The 15,792-nt window shown below is 44.5% G+C and carries 12 protein-coding genes and 2 pseudogenes; 3 read left to right on the top strand and 11 right to left on the bottom strand.

Features of this window, described 5'->3' with window-relative positions:
• Positions 1–35: 35 nt before the first annotated feature.
• The 5 genes from L1D37_RS00070 to L1D37_RS00050 all read right to left on the bottom strand — a co-directional run bounded on the left by L1D37_RS00070 (position 36) and on the right by L1D37_RS00050 (position 4,368).
• Positions 36–1,409: a HAMP domain-containing sensor histidine kinase gene (locus L1D37_RS00070; protein ID WP_239846423.1), complete on the bottom strand. Its 1,374-nt coding sequence runs from the start codon at positions 1,407–1,409 to the stop codon at positions 36–38.
• Between the two features lie 45 nt (positions 1,410–1,454).
• On the bottom strand, positions 1,455–2,186 hold the full coding sequence (locus L1D37_RS00065; protein ID WP_239846867.1) for a response regulator transcription factor: 732 nt from the start codon (positions 2,184–2,186) through the stop codon (positions 1,455–1,457).
• Between the two features lie 81 nt (positions 2,187–2,267).
• Positions 2,268–2,948, bottom strand: coding sequence for a spondin domain-containing protein (locus tag L1D37_RS00060; protein WP_239846422.1), 681 nt, complete (start codon positions 2,946–2,948; stop codon positions 2,268–2,270).
• A 9-nt stretch (positions 2,949–2,957) separates the two neighbouring features.
• Entirely contained in the window at positions 2,958–3,641 is a 684-nt protein-coding gene (locus L1D37_RS00055; protein WP_239846421.1) for a spondin domain-containing protein, read from the bottom strand.
• A gap of 385 nt (positions 3,642–4,026) precedes the next feature.
• Complete coding sequence (locus L1D37_RS00050) at positions 4,027–4,368, bottom strand: YggL family protein (RefSeq protein WP_008219317.1); 342 nt, start codon at positions 4,366–4,368, stop codon at positions 4,027–4,029.
• 254 nt (positions 4,369–4,622) lie between these two features.
• Here L1D37_RS00050 and L1D37_RS00045 point away from each other — a divergent pair, with 254 nt between their 5' ends.
• Positions 4,623–6,650: a PhoX family phosphatase gene (locus L1D37_RS00045; protein WP_239846420.1), complete on the top strand. Its 2,028-nt coding sequence runs from the start codon at positions 4,623–4,625 to the stop codon at positions 6,648–6,650.
• Positions 6,651–6,886: 236 nt separating this feature from the next.
• On the opposite strand, the gene L1D37_RS00040 is transcribed toward L1D37_RS00045, so the two are convergent.
• From L1D37_RS00040 to L1D37_RS00020, 5 genes and pseudogenes are all read right to left on the bottom strand, one after another.
• Positions 6,887–7,507, bottom strand: coding sequence for a LysE family translocator (locus tag L1D37_RS00040; RefSeq protein WP_239846419.1), 621 nt, complete (start codon positions 7,505–7,507; stop codon positions 6,887–6,889).
• 136 nt (positions 7,508–7,643) lie between these two features.
• Positions 7,644–8,930 carry a DEAD/DEAH box helicase gene (locus L1D37_RS00035; protein ID WP_017631840.1) on the bottom strand — a complete coding sequence of 429 codons (1,287 nt, stop codon included), beginning with the start codon at positions 8,928–8,930 and terminating at the stop codon, positions 7,644–7,646.
• Positions 8,931–9,111: 181 nt separating this feature from the next.
• Positions 9,112–9,225: pseudogene (locus L1D37_RS00030) on the bottom strand (GTP-binding protein); the annotation flags it as partial.
• A 121-nt stretch (positions 9,226–9,346) separates the two neighbouring features.
• Complete coding sequence (locus L1D37_RS00025) at positions 9,347–9,682, bottom strand: hypothetical protein (protein WP_239846418.1); 336 nt, start codon at positions 9,680–9,682, stop codon at positions 9,347–9,349.
• Between the two features lie 521 nt (positions 9,683–10,203).
• Positions 10,204–11,187: a GTP-binding protein gene (locus L1D37_RS00020; RefSeq protein WP_239846417.1), complete on the bottom strand. Its 984-nt coding sequence runs from the start codon at positions 11,185–11,187 to the stop codon at positions 10,204–10,206.
• A 609-nt stretch (positions 11,188–11,796) separates the two neighbouring features.
• On the opposite strand from L1D37_RS00020, the gene clcA reads away from it, so the two are divergent.
• Positions 11,797–13,203, top strand: coding sequence for a H(+)/Cl(-) exchange transporter ClcA (gene clcA, locus L1D37_RS00015; RefSeq protein ID WP_210447712.1), 1,407 nt, complete (start codon positions 11,797–11,799; stop codon positions 13,201–13,203).
• 229 nt (positions 13,204–13,432) lie between these two features.
• Positions 13,433–14,413 carry a TDT family transporter gene (locus L1D37_RS00010; RefSeq protein WP_239846416.1) on the top strand — a complete coding sequence of 327 codons (981 nt, stop codon included), beginning with the start codon at positions 13,433–13,435 and terminating at the stop codon, positions 14,411–14,413.
• Between the two features lie 82 nt (positions 14,414–14,495).
• On the opposite strand, the pseudogene L1D37_RS00005 reads toward L1D37_RS00010, so the two are convergent.
• Positions 14,496–15,792 (bottom strand): annotated as a pseudogene (locus tag L1D37_RS00005) (IS3 family transposase); the annotation flags it as partial.

Raw genomic sequence — 15,792 nt, 5'->3', positions numbered from 1 at the left:
CAAAACAGCCCAGCGAATACCAAAGGCAGAAAGAACTATATCGAAGGCAAGTAAAAGCTTTGCTGAAATGAGTTCTCTGCCTTTGTTGTTTCTAACACACTGTGATGCAACATCAGTATCGATTGAGCTATCTTGGTTCCTATACCCAATGAACCATTCGGCGCTTCCTGCTCCACCTCGTTGTGAATCACGACTCTAACCCGCTTCGATTCCGGCTCTAAATCGACACTCAGTGAGACTGCTGTTCCACTTGGGCTATGCCTCAACGCATTATCCAACAAATTCAAAATCAACCTTTCAAGCAAGTCACTGTCGCCAGCCGCCTTTACTCCATCAGGCATATCCACCTTAAGTTCGACATCTTTATGGCGGTACTGGCTTTGAATCGTTTCTAAGCACTCACTGAGTAACCCATTCAAATCTATCGACGCGTATTGATAGGTAGGAACAGGATTGTCATGTTTAGCACTATCAAGTAATGAGTGCAGTTGTTCAGACAGTTTATTGCCATTACGGTAAGCCACATCTATCAGAGGATCTGAATGTGGGTTTTGGATCTTCCATGTTTCGAGATAACCCAACACACTTGATAACGGTGTTTTCAAATCATGGCTCAGCTGCAATAAACTTTGTCTACGATGCGAAGACTGATACTCAAGCTGTAAGAATTGCTGTTGAATGTGTTTCGCCATCAACTGATAAGAACGTGCAATCGGTACCAACTCTGGCACTTGGTGAATAAAGTTAGGGTCAAGACGGAAATCTTGTTCTGCTTGCTGCTGTAGTTTGTTGGTGACCTCTTCGATAGGATTCAAAAGGCTGCGTTTTACGAGTAGGTAAGCACCGATAGCAAAACCTAGAATAGAGATCATCATAAGACCTGCTAGCGCCATATAAGGGGTGTCGACTTGTGAATTGGCAATCACGGTATGGCGATTACTGCCAATCAATACATACAGATACCCCACGGTTGAACCCAGCTCTTCAATCGCAGCAACGGAAAATACCTTACGAGAATCAGGATTGATCGGGTCTTCGCCAAGAATCGGGTAAGGCTCGTCATTTAAGAATTGTTTAATGGGTGCTAAGTCTATCTGGTTTGCCAAGACCGTGCCTTCTGGTGCGGCGTGTGTCGTGATATTGCCCTGACTATCGAGAAAGTAGATGTCGAAATCGGGACCAATCAACATCAAGGTATGAAATATGGATTTAAGGGCTTTTGGGTTGTAGTCCGTGCCAATCATCAGAGGGTTATCATCGCGCATGTGAACCGCGAGCTCTTTGTGTAAGCTCTGCTTAGTTCTTTGTTCTATGGTCTCTTTTTGCCAATGATAGGTATAGGCGATAACCACACTTACGAGCAGAAACCACAAACTGGTAAATAGCACTAAACGCGATTTGAAACTCATGTTCTCTCCTCGATGACTCTTAAGCTTAGGACGCGACACATAGGCCTAAACTTTCGATTCGAACTTATAGCCCACACCCCAAACGGTTTTGATGAAGTCATCGTCGCTATTCGGCATAGCCAACTTTGTTCTCAATCGGTTGACCGTGCTACACACCGTGTGGTGATAACCAGAATGGTCGGTATTCCAAACGTGGTTAAGCAGCTCGTCTTTGCTATAGACACGTCCCGGTCGAGTAGCTAAAAAGTGCAGTAAAGTAAACTCGGTTGCAGTCAATGGGACATCTTGATTATTCAATGAAACCTGATGACGCTCAGGTTGGATGGTAAGCCCGCCAAAACTCATTACGGGTTCGGTTGATTGCGGATCTTTCACTATTGCGTCAGAGTGACTTAAGCGACGCAACACGTTCCTTACTCGTGCTTGAAACTCAAGCACGCTAAAAGGCTTAGTAATGTAGTCATCAACCCCAGCTTCTAAACCCGACACCTTATCTAGCTCAGTATCTCTTGCCGTGAGCATTAGCACAGGCGTCCAGTCTTCTTGCTGACGTAACAATCGACAGAAATCGAGACCATCGCCATCAGGTAAGCCTCGATCAAGCACGATCAAATCAAACTGGCTTCCCTGATATACCGCTTGAGCCTTTTCAATTGAGTTAGTTCTTACAACATCATGTCCTTGGAACTTGAGGTGCATCTGCACCAGCTCAGCCAAGTCATCATCGTCTTCGACCAACAAAATGTTTGCCATCAAATTTACTGCAGCACTGTTCATGATCCCTGCTCTATTCGGAGTCTGCCCACTTTTCAATTGACCGGAACAGAGCAGGAATTCTTTCATCGTGTGTTCACCCAATTACTCTGTGCGAGTAATCGTGATTCGCGCACCGGGGTTAAGAAAACGATGATTGCCACTTAATGCAGAAGTAGCTAAGCCATCATCTTGGCTGATGACACCAGAGTGGAAGCTCACTACATCGGTGTCGTTTCTATCACTGTTAAAGCCTTCCCCACCACCTGCAGGCCCAGGAATCGTTGCTGCAAGTTCGTCATTGAGTTCCGTTCCTGAATCCCACACGTTCATATTCATCGTGAACGTGTCGCCCACCGCTAACGACTTCAGCGATAAACCAGATTCACCAACAAACGCATCATTGGTGTTCACTAACATTGAAGCAACAGAGATATACCCTTCTTGATTCGGGTCGACACGAATAGACACTGTGTCTTGTTCTCCGGAAAGGATCAGCCCATTACCTGAGATGCCTTGATAAACATTAGCGTCGCTGTCGCTGAGTGCGATGAGTTCAGCATTGCTGCCGCCTTCAGCTAAGTATTCAAGGTCTACGGAAGCACTTTGGCCGATCTCAAACAGCTCAAAACTAGTGTTGTGCGTCAGTATCGCAAGTGGCGACATAGGTTGGTTGGGCGTGAGGTTGGTAACGCTCACATCGTAGCGGTAGTAATCATCGTCATCATCAGGACAACCGGCCAATACGGCGACAGAAGCAGCGATAAATAAAATTCTAGCTTTCATACATCCCCCTTACTTCACAACGATCGTGATAGTTGCCACAGGGTTTAACCAGCGATGGCTACTGCTGTCAAGGTCACTAATTCCACCCGCAGCATCACTATCACCAATGTTGCCCGGATGTATATGAACCTTAGCGTTAGACACGGCAGTCTCTACACCTGTACCACCAGCACCAAAGGTAATAAAGGGAGGATTTGGCATACTACTAGCCAGCTCATCATTGGCTTCAGTCCCTGCATCATAACCATTCAGTGTGGCTTTATAGGTACCTGCTTGAGTTGGGATCTTCCAGCTGTCTAATCCAACAAAGCCATCGTTGGTCGGCAATAACATTGCGCCGAGCGACAAGTAAGCCAGATCACCTGTATCAATATCGAATGTGGTCACGACACCTGGGTCAAGAATACCGCTCGCAGGGTTTTCAACGACTACACCACCAGCATTGGCGATGACACCAGATAAGCCCGAGATGTCTCCGCCTTCCGCCATGGATTCCAACTCAGCAGAAGCTGCCTCCCCCGTTCTAAACATGAACAAGCTTGAATCATGAGCCGCTGCCAAGATTGGCGTAAAGTAGATTCCTTTAGTCGCATTAGTCACTGTCACCTCAAGCTGCGCTGCCTGAGCTTGAACAGCCCCAAAAGCGAACATCGCAGAGCCAATCACTAAGCTGATTTGAGTACGTTTATTCATTTTGATTCCATCCTTTATTGAGTCCTTTCGTGACCGGCGAATCAATAACATCGAAATACGTGTTATCTAGTCAGCCACGAACTGTGGTGTTGTTGACTCTAAGAATGGCGGTCAAATCTATCAGCAACTTCATTGAATTCTCATAAAAGTCTCACAAGTTTATCCAAACTTATTACAGCCCAGATAAGTAGCCATAGATCGCTGATATTTAAGCGAAATTAGTCGCCTCGCAAAGCAAAAGAGAAACATTAAAAAGAGAATAAGGAAGGAAGAAAATGCAAAAAAGCCGAATCGACATACCGATTCGGCCTCTGTTCTGACGTACTGTTGCTCGTTTCGAAAGCCGAATTTGGGCTTTAAATTAAGCTAACAACACAACATCAATTTAGAACGCGTAGTTTGCGTCAATAAGCTCGCTTACTTCAACTTTCGTTACTTCAGCACGCGCTTCAAGCCATTGTGCAACCTGAAGTTGTTCAGCTTCAGTTACTGAACGGTATCGCTCGATAGAACACAAGAAACCTTCAAACAGCTCAAGACCACCGCCACCAAAGCATAAACCAATGCTGTCGATGAAATCGATGAACTCGTCAATGAACACATCGTATTGGTCAAAATCAGCAATCGATGTCTTGCAGCTTACTTCAAAACCCAGAATCGCGAATTCACCTAGGTATAGCTTTTTACGTAGGCGACGATTTTTGTTTTCGATTTTATCTAATTTCATAACTGTCTCTCTTTTCATTTGATTAAGCATTAATACACAGTTCCAACGCAATCCCCAAGTGTTTTGTCTTGCATGAGAAGTGTTATGGCAAAAATCGTGCTACAGAAACAAAAGCTTAATAAAAACTATAAAAATCTGTCACTTAACTACTTCACGATTGGTCACACATTTACCCAACTTATTAACCAATTCGTTAGTACATGGGTAAGTCATAAATAACGAATAATAAAGTCAGCCAATAGGAAGCAGTCGCGATGAGCAAGGAAACATTTGATAGCACTCGTTTTAACAAGAGTAAAAACAAACCCTTCGAAGAAGTTCTAGATGCAAACCTTTCAAGAAGAAACGTATTAAAAGGAGGTTTAGGCATCAGTGCAATGACCGCTTTTGGCGCGTTTGGTTTAGCGGGTCACAGCACAGCGAACGCCGCAACAATGCAAGCAACGGGCGCGCAGAAAAGCACCGCAACGCTAGCATTTGAATCGGTTAAAGGCTCATTGACTGACAGTGTTGTCGTACCGAAAGGCTACACAGCACAAGTGCTCGTTCCTTGGGGCACGCCACTTAACAAGCAAGGTAATGCTTGGCTAAAAGACGGAACAAACAACGCACAAGACCAAGCCAACGCACTGGGAATGCACCACGATGGGATGCACTTCTTCCCGCTTGATGGCAACAGCAATGATGGTTTGTTGGTGATCAACCACGAATACATTGACCAAAAAGCCCTGCACGCTAATGGTCCGACATACAATGAAGGCGCTCGTCCTAACATTGATGAAGTACGCAAAGAGATCAACGCGCACGGAGTGAGTGTGGTTCGCGTTAAGCTTGAAGGTAATCAATGGGTAATGGTCGATAACGATCCACTTAACCGCCGCTACACTGGCGCAACTGTGATGGACCTGTCTGGCCCTGTCGCTCACAGTGAGTTTACCAAAACCAAATTCTCACAAGACGGTAGCCAAGCTCGTGGCACATTGAATAACTGTGGTAACGGCTACACACCTTGGGGCACTTACCTGACTTGTGAAGAGAACTGGCCGGGTTACTTCGTCAACAAAGGTACAACGACACAAGCTCAAGAACGTATCGGCATCGCTACTGACAAAACACGCTACGGTTGGGACACGCTTTCTGGTGACAAACAAGAACGCTTGGATGAGTTTGCACGCTTTGACGTAACACCAACCGCCGATTCACCAATGGACGATTACCGTAACGAAGCACACGGTCACGGCTACATTGTCGAGATCGACCCATACACAGCAAACTCTCGCGCGAAGAAACGCTCTGCTCTAGGCTGCTTCCGCCATGAAGGTTGTACATTTGGTAAGTTAACTGAAGGCGAGCCGATCGTATTCTACTCTGGCCACGATTCTCGTTTCGAATACCTGTACAAATTTGTTTCTGAAGCAAATTGGGACCCGCGTGACGCTGAGCCAAGCAACCGACTAAGTGCGGGCGACAAGTACATGGACAAAGGCACGCTTTACGTAGCTAAGTTCAACGACGACGGTTCGGGCACATGGTTACCGCTAACACTAAGCAGCAAAACCACTAACGGTGGCAAGCTAGGTGATACGTTTGACTCTCAAGCCGCACTTATCATTAATACAGCAGGCGCAGCCGACCTTGTAGGCGCAACGCCAATGGATCGCCCTGAATGGTGCTCTGTAGACCCAATGACAGGTACAGCTTACCTAACGTTGACTAATAACAACAAGCGTAAAGAAGCGAACTCAGCGAACCCTCGCGTAAACAACAAGTTTGGTCATGTTATCCGTTGGGATGAAGGCAAATCGGCAGGCGAATTCGATTGGGATATATTTGTATTCGGCTCTCCTGCAGTGGAAGACAAGTCTATCAACCGTTCAGGTCTAACAGACATGAACCAGTTCGCGAGCCCTGACGGCTTAGCGTTTGATGCTCGTGGCATCCTGTGGATTCAAACTGATAACGGCGCAGACGAAGTGACTGGCTACACCAACGATCAAATGCTGGCTGTGGTTCCATCTCAATTAACTGATGACAAAGGCAACAGCGCGGTGATTGATGCAAACAACCAAGCACAGCTTAAACGCTTCTTTGTGGGTCCAAACGGATGTGAAGTCACTGGCTTTACTATCAGCCCAGACTTCAAATCACTGTTTGTGAATATTCAACACCCTGCAAACTGGCCATCTTCAGAAGATGCAACGGCTCAAACTCAAGGCAACGTTCGCCCAAGAGCGTCAACGGTTGTCATTCGCCGTGAAGACGGTGGTGAAATCGCGGTTTAATCGGTAGAACTGGCTAAGATCAGAAACATTTCTAACATCTAGCTATGTAAAATCAAAAAGAGCGATAAGGCCAAATGCCCTATCGCTCTTTTTCTATTCTATCAATCTTCGGTTGAAACAAGAGTCCTAGCCCTCGATCTCATCATCCCAATTGCTCGTCATCCTCGAGAAGGAGGAACGACTGAGTCGGGGATCTCTCTACCCGTAATAGTTAATCGCAATACCCTTAATCACAGTTAACTCACGAACAACCAAACACCAACACCCATCATCAAAGTACCAGCAATACGGTTCATCAGCTTCACATTGTCTGCCTTACCAAGCATGTGCTTAAGGCTCTTACCGCCTGTCGCGTACAGAGTCATACAAACAAATTCAGAGACAAGAATAATCGACACAAGAATCAACAACTGTGGGGCTAAGTCTTTACTGCTGTTAATAAAAGGAGGAAGTAGAGAAATCATAAACGCCCAGCCTTTCGGGTTAGCAATCGCAGTAACAAAGCCTTGAACCACCAAGTCCCAATCATTGTTCACTTGAGCTTCTTGATTATCAGTACTGATCGCCAACTTGCCTCTTGAACGCCACATCTGAACACCTAAATAAAACAAGTACCCTGCGCCCACAAACTTGAAGCCCGTAAATAACCATGGGTAATTCAGCATGATTGAAGCGATACCTAATACTGCGGCCACTGACACCACAGCGACGCCAGCCAGTTCACCGACCATCATCCATAATGTACGCTTGTAACCGATGCTCATACCCAACGTTAACGCCAAAGTCATACACATGCCGGGCGTGATTGATACAAAGAAAAACGTGGGAATAAAAGCCCAAAGTAGCGCGCTATCCATATTATTACCTTATCGACTTATTTTTATTTGAGTGTTCAGCTTGTTGAGTTGTCTTTGTAAGGAGCGACCTTGTATTTAGCGACACAACGAAAAAGAGCCACAATACAGTGGCTCTTTTTCATTACCAACCGTAATTTTACTTACGACGGTTTTTAATTCGCTTCATCATAGTCAAACGACGTTCTGCGCTTGCTTGATCTTGAGGCTCTTCGTTCGCGTTGTTCTTACGACCTTGGCGGTTTTTGTAAGCCGACTTAGTGTTCAGCTTTTCAATATAAGCATCACGCTTCTTCGGTTCGTAACCCGGTTGCTCAACACGGCGAATGCGCTGTTGAATCAGTTTCTCAACTTGAACCACAGTCAGCTCTTCTTCACGGTTAACAAAAGACACAGCGTGACCTTGCTTACCTGCACGACCTGTACGGCCAATACGGTGAACATAGTCTTCTGCTAGGAAAGGCATGTCGTAGTTAATTACGTGTGGTAAGTCTTCGATATCAAGACCACGAGCCGCAACGTCTGTTGCTACCATTACACGCGCTTTACCTTCTTTAAAATCGTCTAGAGCACGACGACGAGCACTTTGCGCCTTATCACCGTGACACAGTACTGCTTTAATGCCGTCTAGCTTAAGCTCTTTAACTACATCGTTCGCTGTTTCTTTGTAGTTCACAAAAACAAGCACTTGGCGCCAGTTTTTACGACCAATCAGTTCAGAAAGCAGTTCTGTTTTACGTTCTTGATCCACTGGGTAAACCACGTGGCCGACAGTAGCAGCCGTCGAGTTTTCACGTTCAACACTGATACGTTTTGGTTTACGTAGAATATCAACTGACAGTTGGTTCAACTGAGTCGATGTTGTCGCCGAGAACATCATGATCTGTGGAGAGGTTTCTACATCCAACATGATCTTACGAACGGCATTGATGAAACCCATATCTAGGATACGGTCAGCTTCATCAAATACTAGGAATTCTAGGTTAGCAATAGACACGTTACCCGCTTCTAAGTGCTCTTCTAAACGGCCTGGAGTCGCAACCAAAATATCCACACCCAGCTCTAATTGACGAACCTGTGAAGACATCTTGTTACCACCGTAAACCGCTGAAACGCTTAGTTCAGTGTATTTAACGTAGTCTTTGATGTTTTGAGCGATCTGCGCAGCAAGCTCACGAGTTGGAGCAAGAATAAGGCCGCGAGCCGTTCCTCGAGATGCTTTTTTACCGCTGTTCAGTAGGTGCTGAATAACAGGCAATGAGAATGCCGCTGTTTTACCCGTACCGGTTTGAGCAGTAGCAAAAATATCATGGCCTTTACGAGCCATTGGAATCGCTTTTTGTTGAATTGGAGTGAGTTTTTCATAACCACACTCAGTCAACGCTTTGACTAATTCAGGAGCAAAACCTTGAGAGGAAAATGACATTGTTACGGGTTCCTTAAGCAGACAGCCTACATTCTTATTTCAGCCGAGCACTATAAAGTAATTAGAGTGATTTATCTCACATTTATCGTGATATAACGCAAACTTTCTCATTTAATCCGGTGTTTACCACGCCATCGACGAAGCAAACACCCGATTATTCAGTTCAAACAGAGATTAAACCCTATTTGATGCCACACAGCTTGAGTAAAATCTGTTCGAGATCGCCCCAAGGCATGAGTTGCGAGTCGATCACTTCCAATCGAGATTCAAAGCCCTCAAAGAGAACCTTGCTCAATACTGACAGAATGAGCATTTTAATGAATACCGATACAACTTACTACGTTTTGCAAGGCATGAACTTCTAGAGTTAAAACTTAGTTCGAACAGTAGAGAAGCTCAGTACACCCCAAAATCATCTACCTAATATCAAGATTTATCGCGTTGTCCGGGTCACTCTTCTCTGGTGTCTCATTTGAATAATGAGTGTGTTCCATCAAATCAGCTTTGTGATAAGCAAATCTTACCTCAGATTTACGCATATTTTTAGCTCGTAGAGACGCTTTGGTTTTCTTTGCTTCCACTAACACTTCCGTCACCTTAGCCATCGCTAACTTTTTAGTTTGATATTCCGAATAAGATCCGTCTCCAAAGTAAACGAAATGCTTAGCTTTTTTCTTAGTACTTCGTCCATAACACCTCATGAGTATCAACCCAGTAAGTAAAAAAAGTACCGTCAATGAAATTACGCTCACAATGTCCCCGTTATCGAATATTTGAATCTATTTAGTAGATTATTAGTACTAGGCCTATAAACAATAAAAGACACAGTTTAACCTCAAGGCCGTTCATACTATTTTTAAAAATCATCTTATCTTCATCGTATTAATCAGGCTTAGATCACCTCGCAATTAGGTGCTTAGCCTGGTTTTAGGTTTCATCATCTAATGCGAATATACGTAACCAAAAAAGGTGACGTAAGCACATGATTTACCTGAGCTACAGTATCATCGGCCAAAATATGAATGAAAATATGCCAAAGCTATCAATGAGGTTCTTTTAATATCAATGAGGCCGGAAACATCCTTCATTAGGACTGTTCTGGGTAAAGGAAATATCGATAGGTATTTAGAGAGGGAAACGGCGTGATGAATCCAGACCAAATGCTATAGAAGTAAGCAATAGTAAGATATGAACATAAAGTTATATATGCCAACCATTAAACCGACATATATAACTCTAGACTAACAGGTTATGTGAGCACTAATTTATGATGTTATTTGATGCCACACAGCTTGAGTAGAATCTGTTCTAGATCGCCCCACGGCATGAGCTGCGAGTCGATCACTTCCAATCGAGACTCAAAGCCATCGAGTGTGATTTCATTCACTGACACGACTTGGTTTGCCACGTTGAACGCGTAGCAACCTTGGTCTGTGTTCACCACAGCTTTTACACGCTCAGCCGTCAGATCAGACAACATTGAGAATAGCGCATCGAAATCAAACTTATGCTCTGCACCAAACAGCCAACCACAACTGTAGTAGCCCTGCCCTTTGTTCTCTTTTCGGATGAACGCTTCGCCCGGAGGAAGTTCGAATTGAGGTTCTTGTTCAGCGTGATCATGATGGTGCGATTCAATATGAGTTGAAGCACTGCCATGTACTCTTTCAATGTCCAACACTTCTAATGGCACTTCACCATCGTGAATCAGCTTATGGAAAACTTTTGCTGGCGTTTGATCCGTCACCCAATCGTTAAACACATCGATGTCTTCAGAATGCACAAGATCGACCTTGGTGCCTAGAATTACATCTGCACTGTCCAATTGATCATTAAAGTTCTGATTAGACGTGTATTTTTCATTAGATAGATTGCGTGGGTCAACCAAGCCTAGTGTCGCTTTTAGATCAACATACGGCGTGTATTGCTCTGAAGTCAGCGTCGCAATCACTTGTTTAGGGTGACCAAGACCTGTTGGCTCAATCAACAAACGGTCTGGCTTTTGGCGAAGTAACGCATTAATACCTACAGACATAGGCACGCCCGCTGTACAGCACATGCATCCGCCCGGCACTTCTTTAATCAAAGCGCCTTGGTCTGTCATCAATGCGCCATCGATGCCGATCTCCCCGAACTCATTAACCAGAACAGCCCAGTTTTCATTCTCAGGTTTGTTTTTTAGCAGATTCAAAATAGCTGTCGTTTTACCAACACCTAAGAAACCCGTAATTATGTTTGTAGGAACTTTTTTGGTCATATCAGTTCTCCTTTTTTAGGGAGTATATACTCAATTACCAAAAAGTTGACCCCAATCGCTTGTTTATACTCAGATTGGCGAGCAGAAGAATAGGTTAACTAAATCGAGGGTCAGACTGATTTACAGAGATTTAGTGCTTAGCGAAGTGTGAAGAGTTGAACAAATAAATAGATAATAAAAGTGAAAAGCAGAATTTTGGATGCTCCAGACGTACTAAAGGCGTACTTGTCAGTACGCCTCACCCTCGTTACTCAATCGTGAGTTCGCGAATCAGGAAGCCTTAAATATCGACCTGAACATTTAACGAGGAACTAAAAACTTTGTTTCTGAATCCATCCAAATTGTGTGTAAAACCTCACTTCTCCTTGCGGTTCGTTATGTTGCTTTACGATTTAACTATGGTTCATTTTTGGCGTAATACAAGTTGCTACCTGAGAATCGATCAAAACTGTGACGGCGATTCCACTATATTGTCCATACATTCCATTTATGTAATACACTTCTTTCATAAATGAAATTCAACTTTGCATCTTTGCTGCTATAGGATATGCAGAGGAGGCGTATAATTTACTAAGGCCCTCCCCGTATCAACTCAGGAACCAAACTTAAATGACCAATAGAGAGAGAATTAAGCAATCCCTTTTAGCAAAAATGCCAAGGGATGCTATCAACCAATTTCTCTCTAGAGACAAAACACCCGCTTCCGTTCTTGTCCTTTCTTGCATTGTCGGAATCCTCGCTGGCGTGGTGGGCACCTATTTCGAAGTTGCGGTTCATTTCATCACAGAAACTCGTACCGATTGGCTGAAAGATGAAATCGGTAGCTATTTACCACTTTGGCTTGCTGCTTTTCTTATCAGTGCTGCATTTGCCTTCATTGGTTATTTCCTCGTTCACCGCTTTGCTCCAGAAGCTGCTGGTTCTGGCATCCCTGAAATAGAAGGCGCGATGGACGGTATGCGACCTGTTCGTTGGTGGCGAGTACTTCCAGTAAAATTCTTTGGTGGTATGGGCGCGTTAGGTTCAGGCATGGTATTAGGTCGTGAAGGGCCAACCGTGCAAATGGGCGGAAGCATCGGTCGTATGGTCACTGACATATTCCGAGTAAAAGATGACGATACTCGACACTCATTACTTGCTTCAGGTGCGGCTGGTGGCTTGGCTGCAGCGTTCAATGCACCACTAGCTGGGATTATGTTCGTTGTTGAAGAGATGAGACCACAATTTCGATACTCACTCATTTCAATCAAAGCCGTTATCATCTCTGCGATCTCAGCCAACATCGTGTTTCGTTCGATCAATGGTCAATCTGCTGTTATTACCATGCCTCAGTACCAACAACCTGAACTGAGCGCACTTTGGCTATTCCTATTACTAGGCGTGTTGTTCGGCTTGTTTGGCGTGATCTTCAATAAGCTAATAACGCTTTCGCAAGATATGTTTGTTGCAATACACAAGAATGACCGCAAACGCTACTTGATAACTGGAACCCTGCTTGGCGGCTGCTTTGGCCTGTTACTGCTTTATATTCCTGAATTGACTGGCGGTGGTATTGGTATCATCCCAAACATCACTAACGGCAGTTACAGCACAAACATATTGCTACTGATCTTCCTAGGCCGTGTTATCACCACCCTACTTTGTTTTGGCTCTGGTGCTCCGGGCGGTATCTTTGCGCCGATGCTCGCACTCGGCACACTCTTTGGTTACGCATTTGGACTTATCGCCGCGGCATTCTTTCCTGAACTGAATATCGAACCGGGTATGTTTGCGATTGCGGGAATGGGTGCTTTATTCGCTGCAACTGTGCGAGCACCAATTACAGGTATATTGTTGGTTATCGAAATGACCAACAACTATTACCTTATCCTGCCGTTGATCATCACCTGCCTAGGTGCCGTAATCATTGCGCAGATGTTAGGGGGTCAGCCGATCTACAGCCAACTACTGAACCGCACGCTGAAAAACGAGAAGTTAAGACAACAAGATCTCCCTCAGCAAGAGGAAGTGCGTTAATTACAAAAGACTCATGAAACAAAAGCACACATTCAACGTGCTTAATGTCCCGATTCCGCATCAAAATCAAAAAAGCAAACGTTAAACTTGGTATCATCCACTCAAAATTAGTTGAATACCCTTAACATCTATTGATGGAACAACTGCACGCTCTAACTAGAGCAAAAAACTATTACGCACTGACATTCTGAAAACAACCCACATTCTATAAATAAATTGGAGCAAGCTGTTGAACTGGAGAAGATTAACCCAAGTCAAAAATGTACCGCCCTCTCAGGCGTCTTTAGCACTTGGTGTAATTGGACTAGGACAAGCTTGGGCACTGTATCTCCCGGGGGTTGGAGAGATTATTCGCCCTTACCTTGCAGCATTCGGCGCGCTGTTATTACTGCCCGTTTTACTTCGTTATCTCACCAGTTTTAATACCTTCATCAATGACATCCGTCATCCGCTCAGCGGAAGCTTAATGGCGCCAATGAGCATGGCACTGTTGATTCTATGTGACTACTTAGCCGAAATATCGCCAATAATCGCCTACCCGATTTGGTTCTGTGCGTTATTACTGCACTTTACGATGATGGTGTTGTTCTTCGGTTTTCAGATCATCAACTTCAAAATGTCGAACATCGTCCCGAGTTGGTTTCTGTACCCAGTAGGTTTAATCAGTAGTTCATTAGCGGGCACACAGTTTGGACACACCGTATTCTCAGAAACGCTAGCCGCGACATGTATTGGCATCTACTTCTTCATGCTGCCCGTCGTGCTGTACCGCTTAGTATTTGAAGGTAACCTACCGCGCAGAGCAAGACCAACACTGGCAATCATGGCCGCACCAGTAAACTTGTCTTTGGCCGCTTACTTGGTCAACTTTGATCATCCAGATCCTATTCTGACGGGCGCATTGGCGGGCATCGCCATCACCATGACGCTGCTGATTTACTTGTGTTATATCCGCTTAATGCGTTTGAAGTTCCAACCTTCGATTGCTGCGGTTACCTTCCCATCAGTGATCAGCGCCATTGCGATGCATCGCTTAACCACTTTTTTCGGGGCTGAATTCCCGCAATGGTACTGGCTACACAAGTTTGGTTTCTTCGAGCTGACCATCGCTACGATATTGGTCATTTGGGTCGCCGGCGGTTACGTGAAAATGTACTGGCCCGAGTTTTTTGATACTCACTACATGTCGAAAAAGGCGAAGCGCTCTTAATCAACTCAAGTTCTCTTTTCTACAGATCTATCTATTCAGCGCTACACCTGACCCGTCCTGATATGGGTTGACACTTGATTGACTAAAACGCTCGATGTATTTCATCGGGCGTTTTGTATTTTAGAGCTGTGTGAGGCCTATATTCATTATAGATTTTTACTGATTCAGCGACCATTTTCTTTGCTTCATCTAAATTGACCCGTCCTGATATGGGTTGACACTTGATTGACTAAAACGCTCGATGTATTTCATCGGGCGTTTTGTATTTTAGAGCTGTGTGAGGCCTATATTCATTATAGATTTTTACTGATTCAGCGACCATTTTCTTTGCTTCATCTAAATCATTCGGTTTATTCAACAGATACTCCATCTTCAATATTCCGTTGATCCTCTCTGCCAACGCATTCTGATAACAGTCATAGCCATCAGTCATTGAGCAAGATACATCATACTGCCGATGCAACTCTTGGTATTCCACAGAGCAGTATTGAACACCTCGATCTGAGTGATGTACAAGCTCACCTGCATTCTTCCGCTCTTTCAACGCGTTTAAAAAGGCCAACTTGACCGTGYGAGCTTTCATATCATCACCTATGTGATAGCCCACGATTTTTCTTGAGTAAGCGTCCGTCACTAAACTGAGATAAGTACTACCACACCGCGTTGCTAGATAAGTAATATCGGCAACCCATAATTGCTCTGGTCTTTCCGGTATTAAGCCTTCTTTGATTCGATTTGGATGGCAATAAAAGCGATGATTACTGTTGGTGGTTCGATGATAAGCCCTTCGATTCTGCACTAATAATCGATTCATTCTCAGCAGAGAGAATAAGCGGTCTCGCCCGATTTCAATATCGTTCTGAGCAAGTAAGTACTTGAGCTTACGAGTTCCTATACGAGGGTGCATCATCCTTTTCTCCTTCACAAAACCGAGTACTGATTCATCTTTCTTTGTCTGATGAATTTCTGCAACACAGCGCTTGTAGAAAGCTTGTCGTGTAATACCGATGAAGCGACAAGCCTTAGTGACGGTCAACTTTCTGACCGTTTTTTCCTTAATAACTCGGCCTTGCGCTTCTTTGAAATTCGGACTCCGAAATCTCGATCCATGACTTTTACTACCGCTTCAAAGAACTCAGCTTTGAGCTGAGTCTCTTCTAATTGCTGCTCGAGTTCTTTGATTCGTTGCTCTGGGGTTTGAGTTGAGGAAGAGTTTGACATAGTCGCTCCTAACGCTCTCGATTGTTCTGTTCCTTTAGACCAATCTAGTTGACCATGTTTGCGAAGCCAAACTAAAACGGTAGAGCGACCTTGGATCCCATAACGTTCTTGAGCTTGCTTATAAGTCATTTCGCCTTTTTCAACTTGGGTTACGTACG

It is taken from the genome of Vibrio sp. Isolate33, assembly GCF_022397895.1.
GTDB lineage: Bacteria > Pseudomonadota > Gammaproteobacteria > Enterobacterales > Vibrionaceae > Vibrio > Vibrio pomeroyi.
Note: the sequence above shows the minus strand (reverse complement) of the source record. Positions and strands in the feature narration are given on the sequence as shown.

Coding starts and splice junctions, on each gene's coding strand:
- L1D37_RS00070 (WP_239846423.1), bottom strand. CDS start 1,409: ATGAGTTTCAAATCGCGTTTAGTGCTATTTACCAGTTTGTGGTTTCTG.
- L1D37_RS00065 (WP_239846867.1), bottom strand. CDS start 2,186: ATGAACAGTGCTGCAGTAAATTTGATGGCAAACATTTTGTTGGTCGAA.
- L1D37_RS00060 (WP_239846422.1), bottom strand. CDS start 2,948: ATGAAAGCTAGAATTTTATTTATCGCTGCTTCTGTCGCCGTATTGGCC.
- L1D37_RS00055 (WP_239846421.1), bottom strand. CDS start 3,641: ATGAATAAACGTACTCAAATCAGCTTAGTGATTGGCTCTGCGATGTTC.
- L1D37_RS00050 (WP_008219317.1), bottom strand. CDS start 4,368: ATGAAATTAGATAAAATCGAAAACAAAAATCGTCGCCTACGTAAAAAG.
- L1D37_RS00045 (WP_239846420.1), top strand. CDS start 4,623: ATGAGCAAGGAAACATTTGATAGCACTCGTTTTAACAAGAGTAAAAAC.
- L1D37_RS00040 (WP_239846419.1), bottom strand. CDS start 7,507: ATGGATAGCGCGCTACTTTGGGCTTTTATTCCCACGTTTTTCTTTGTA.
- L1D37_RS00035 (WP_017631840.1), bottom strand. CDS start 8,930: ATGTCATTTTCCTCTCAAGGTTTTGCTCCTGAATTAGTCAAAGCGTTG.
- L1D37_RS00020 (WP_239846417.1), bottom strand. CDS start 11,187: ATGACCAAAAAAGTTCCTACAAACATAATTACGGGTTTCTTAGGTGTT.
- clcA (WP_210447712.1), top strand. CDS start 11,797: ATGACCAATAGAGAGAGAATTAAGCAATCCCTTTTAGCAAAAATGCCA.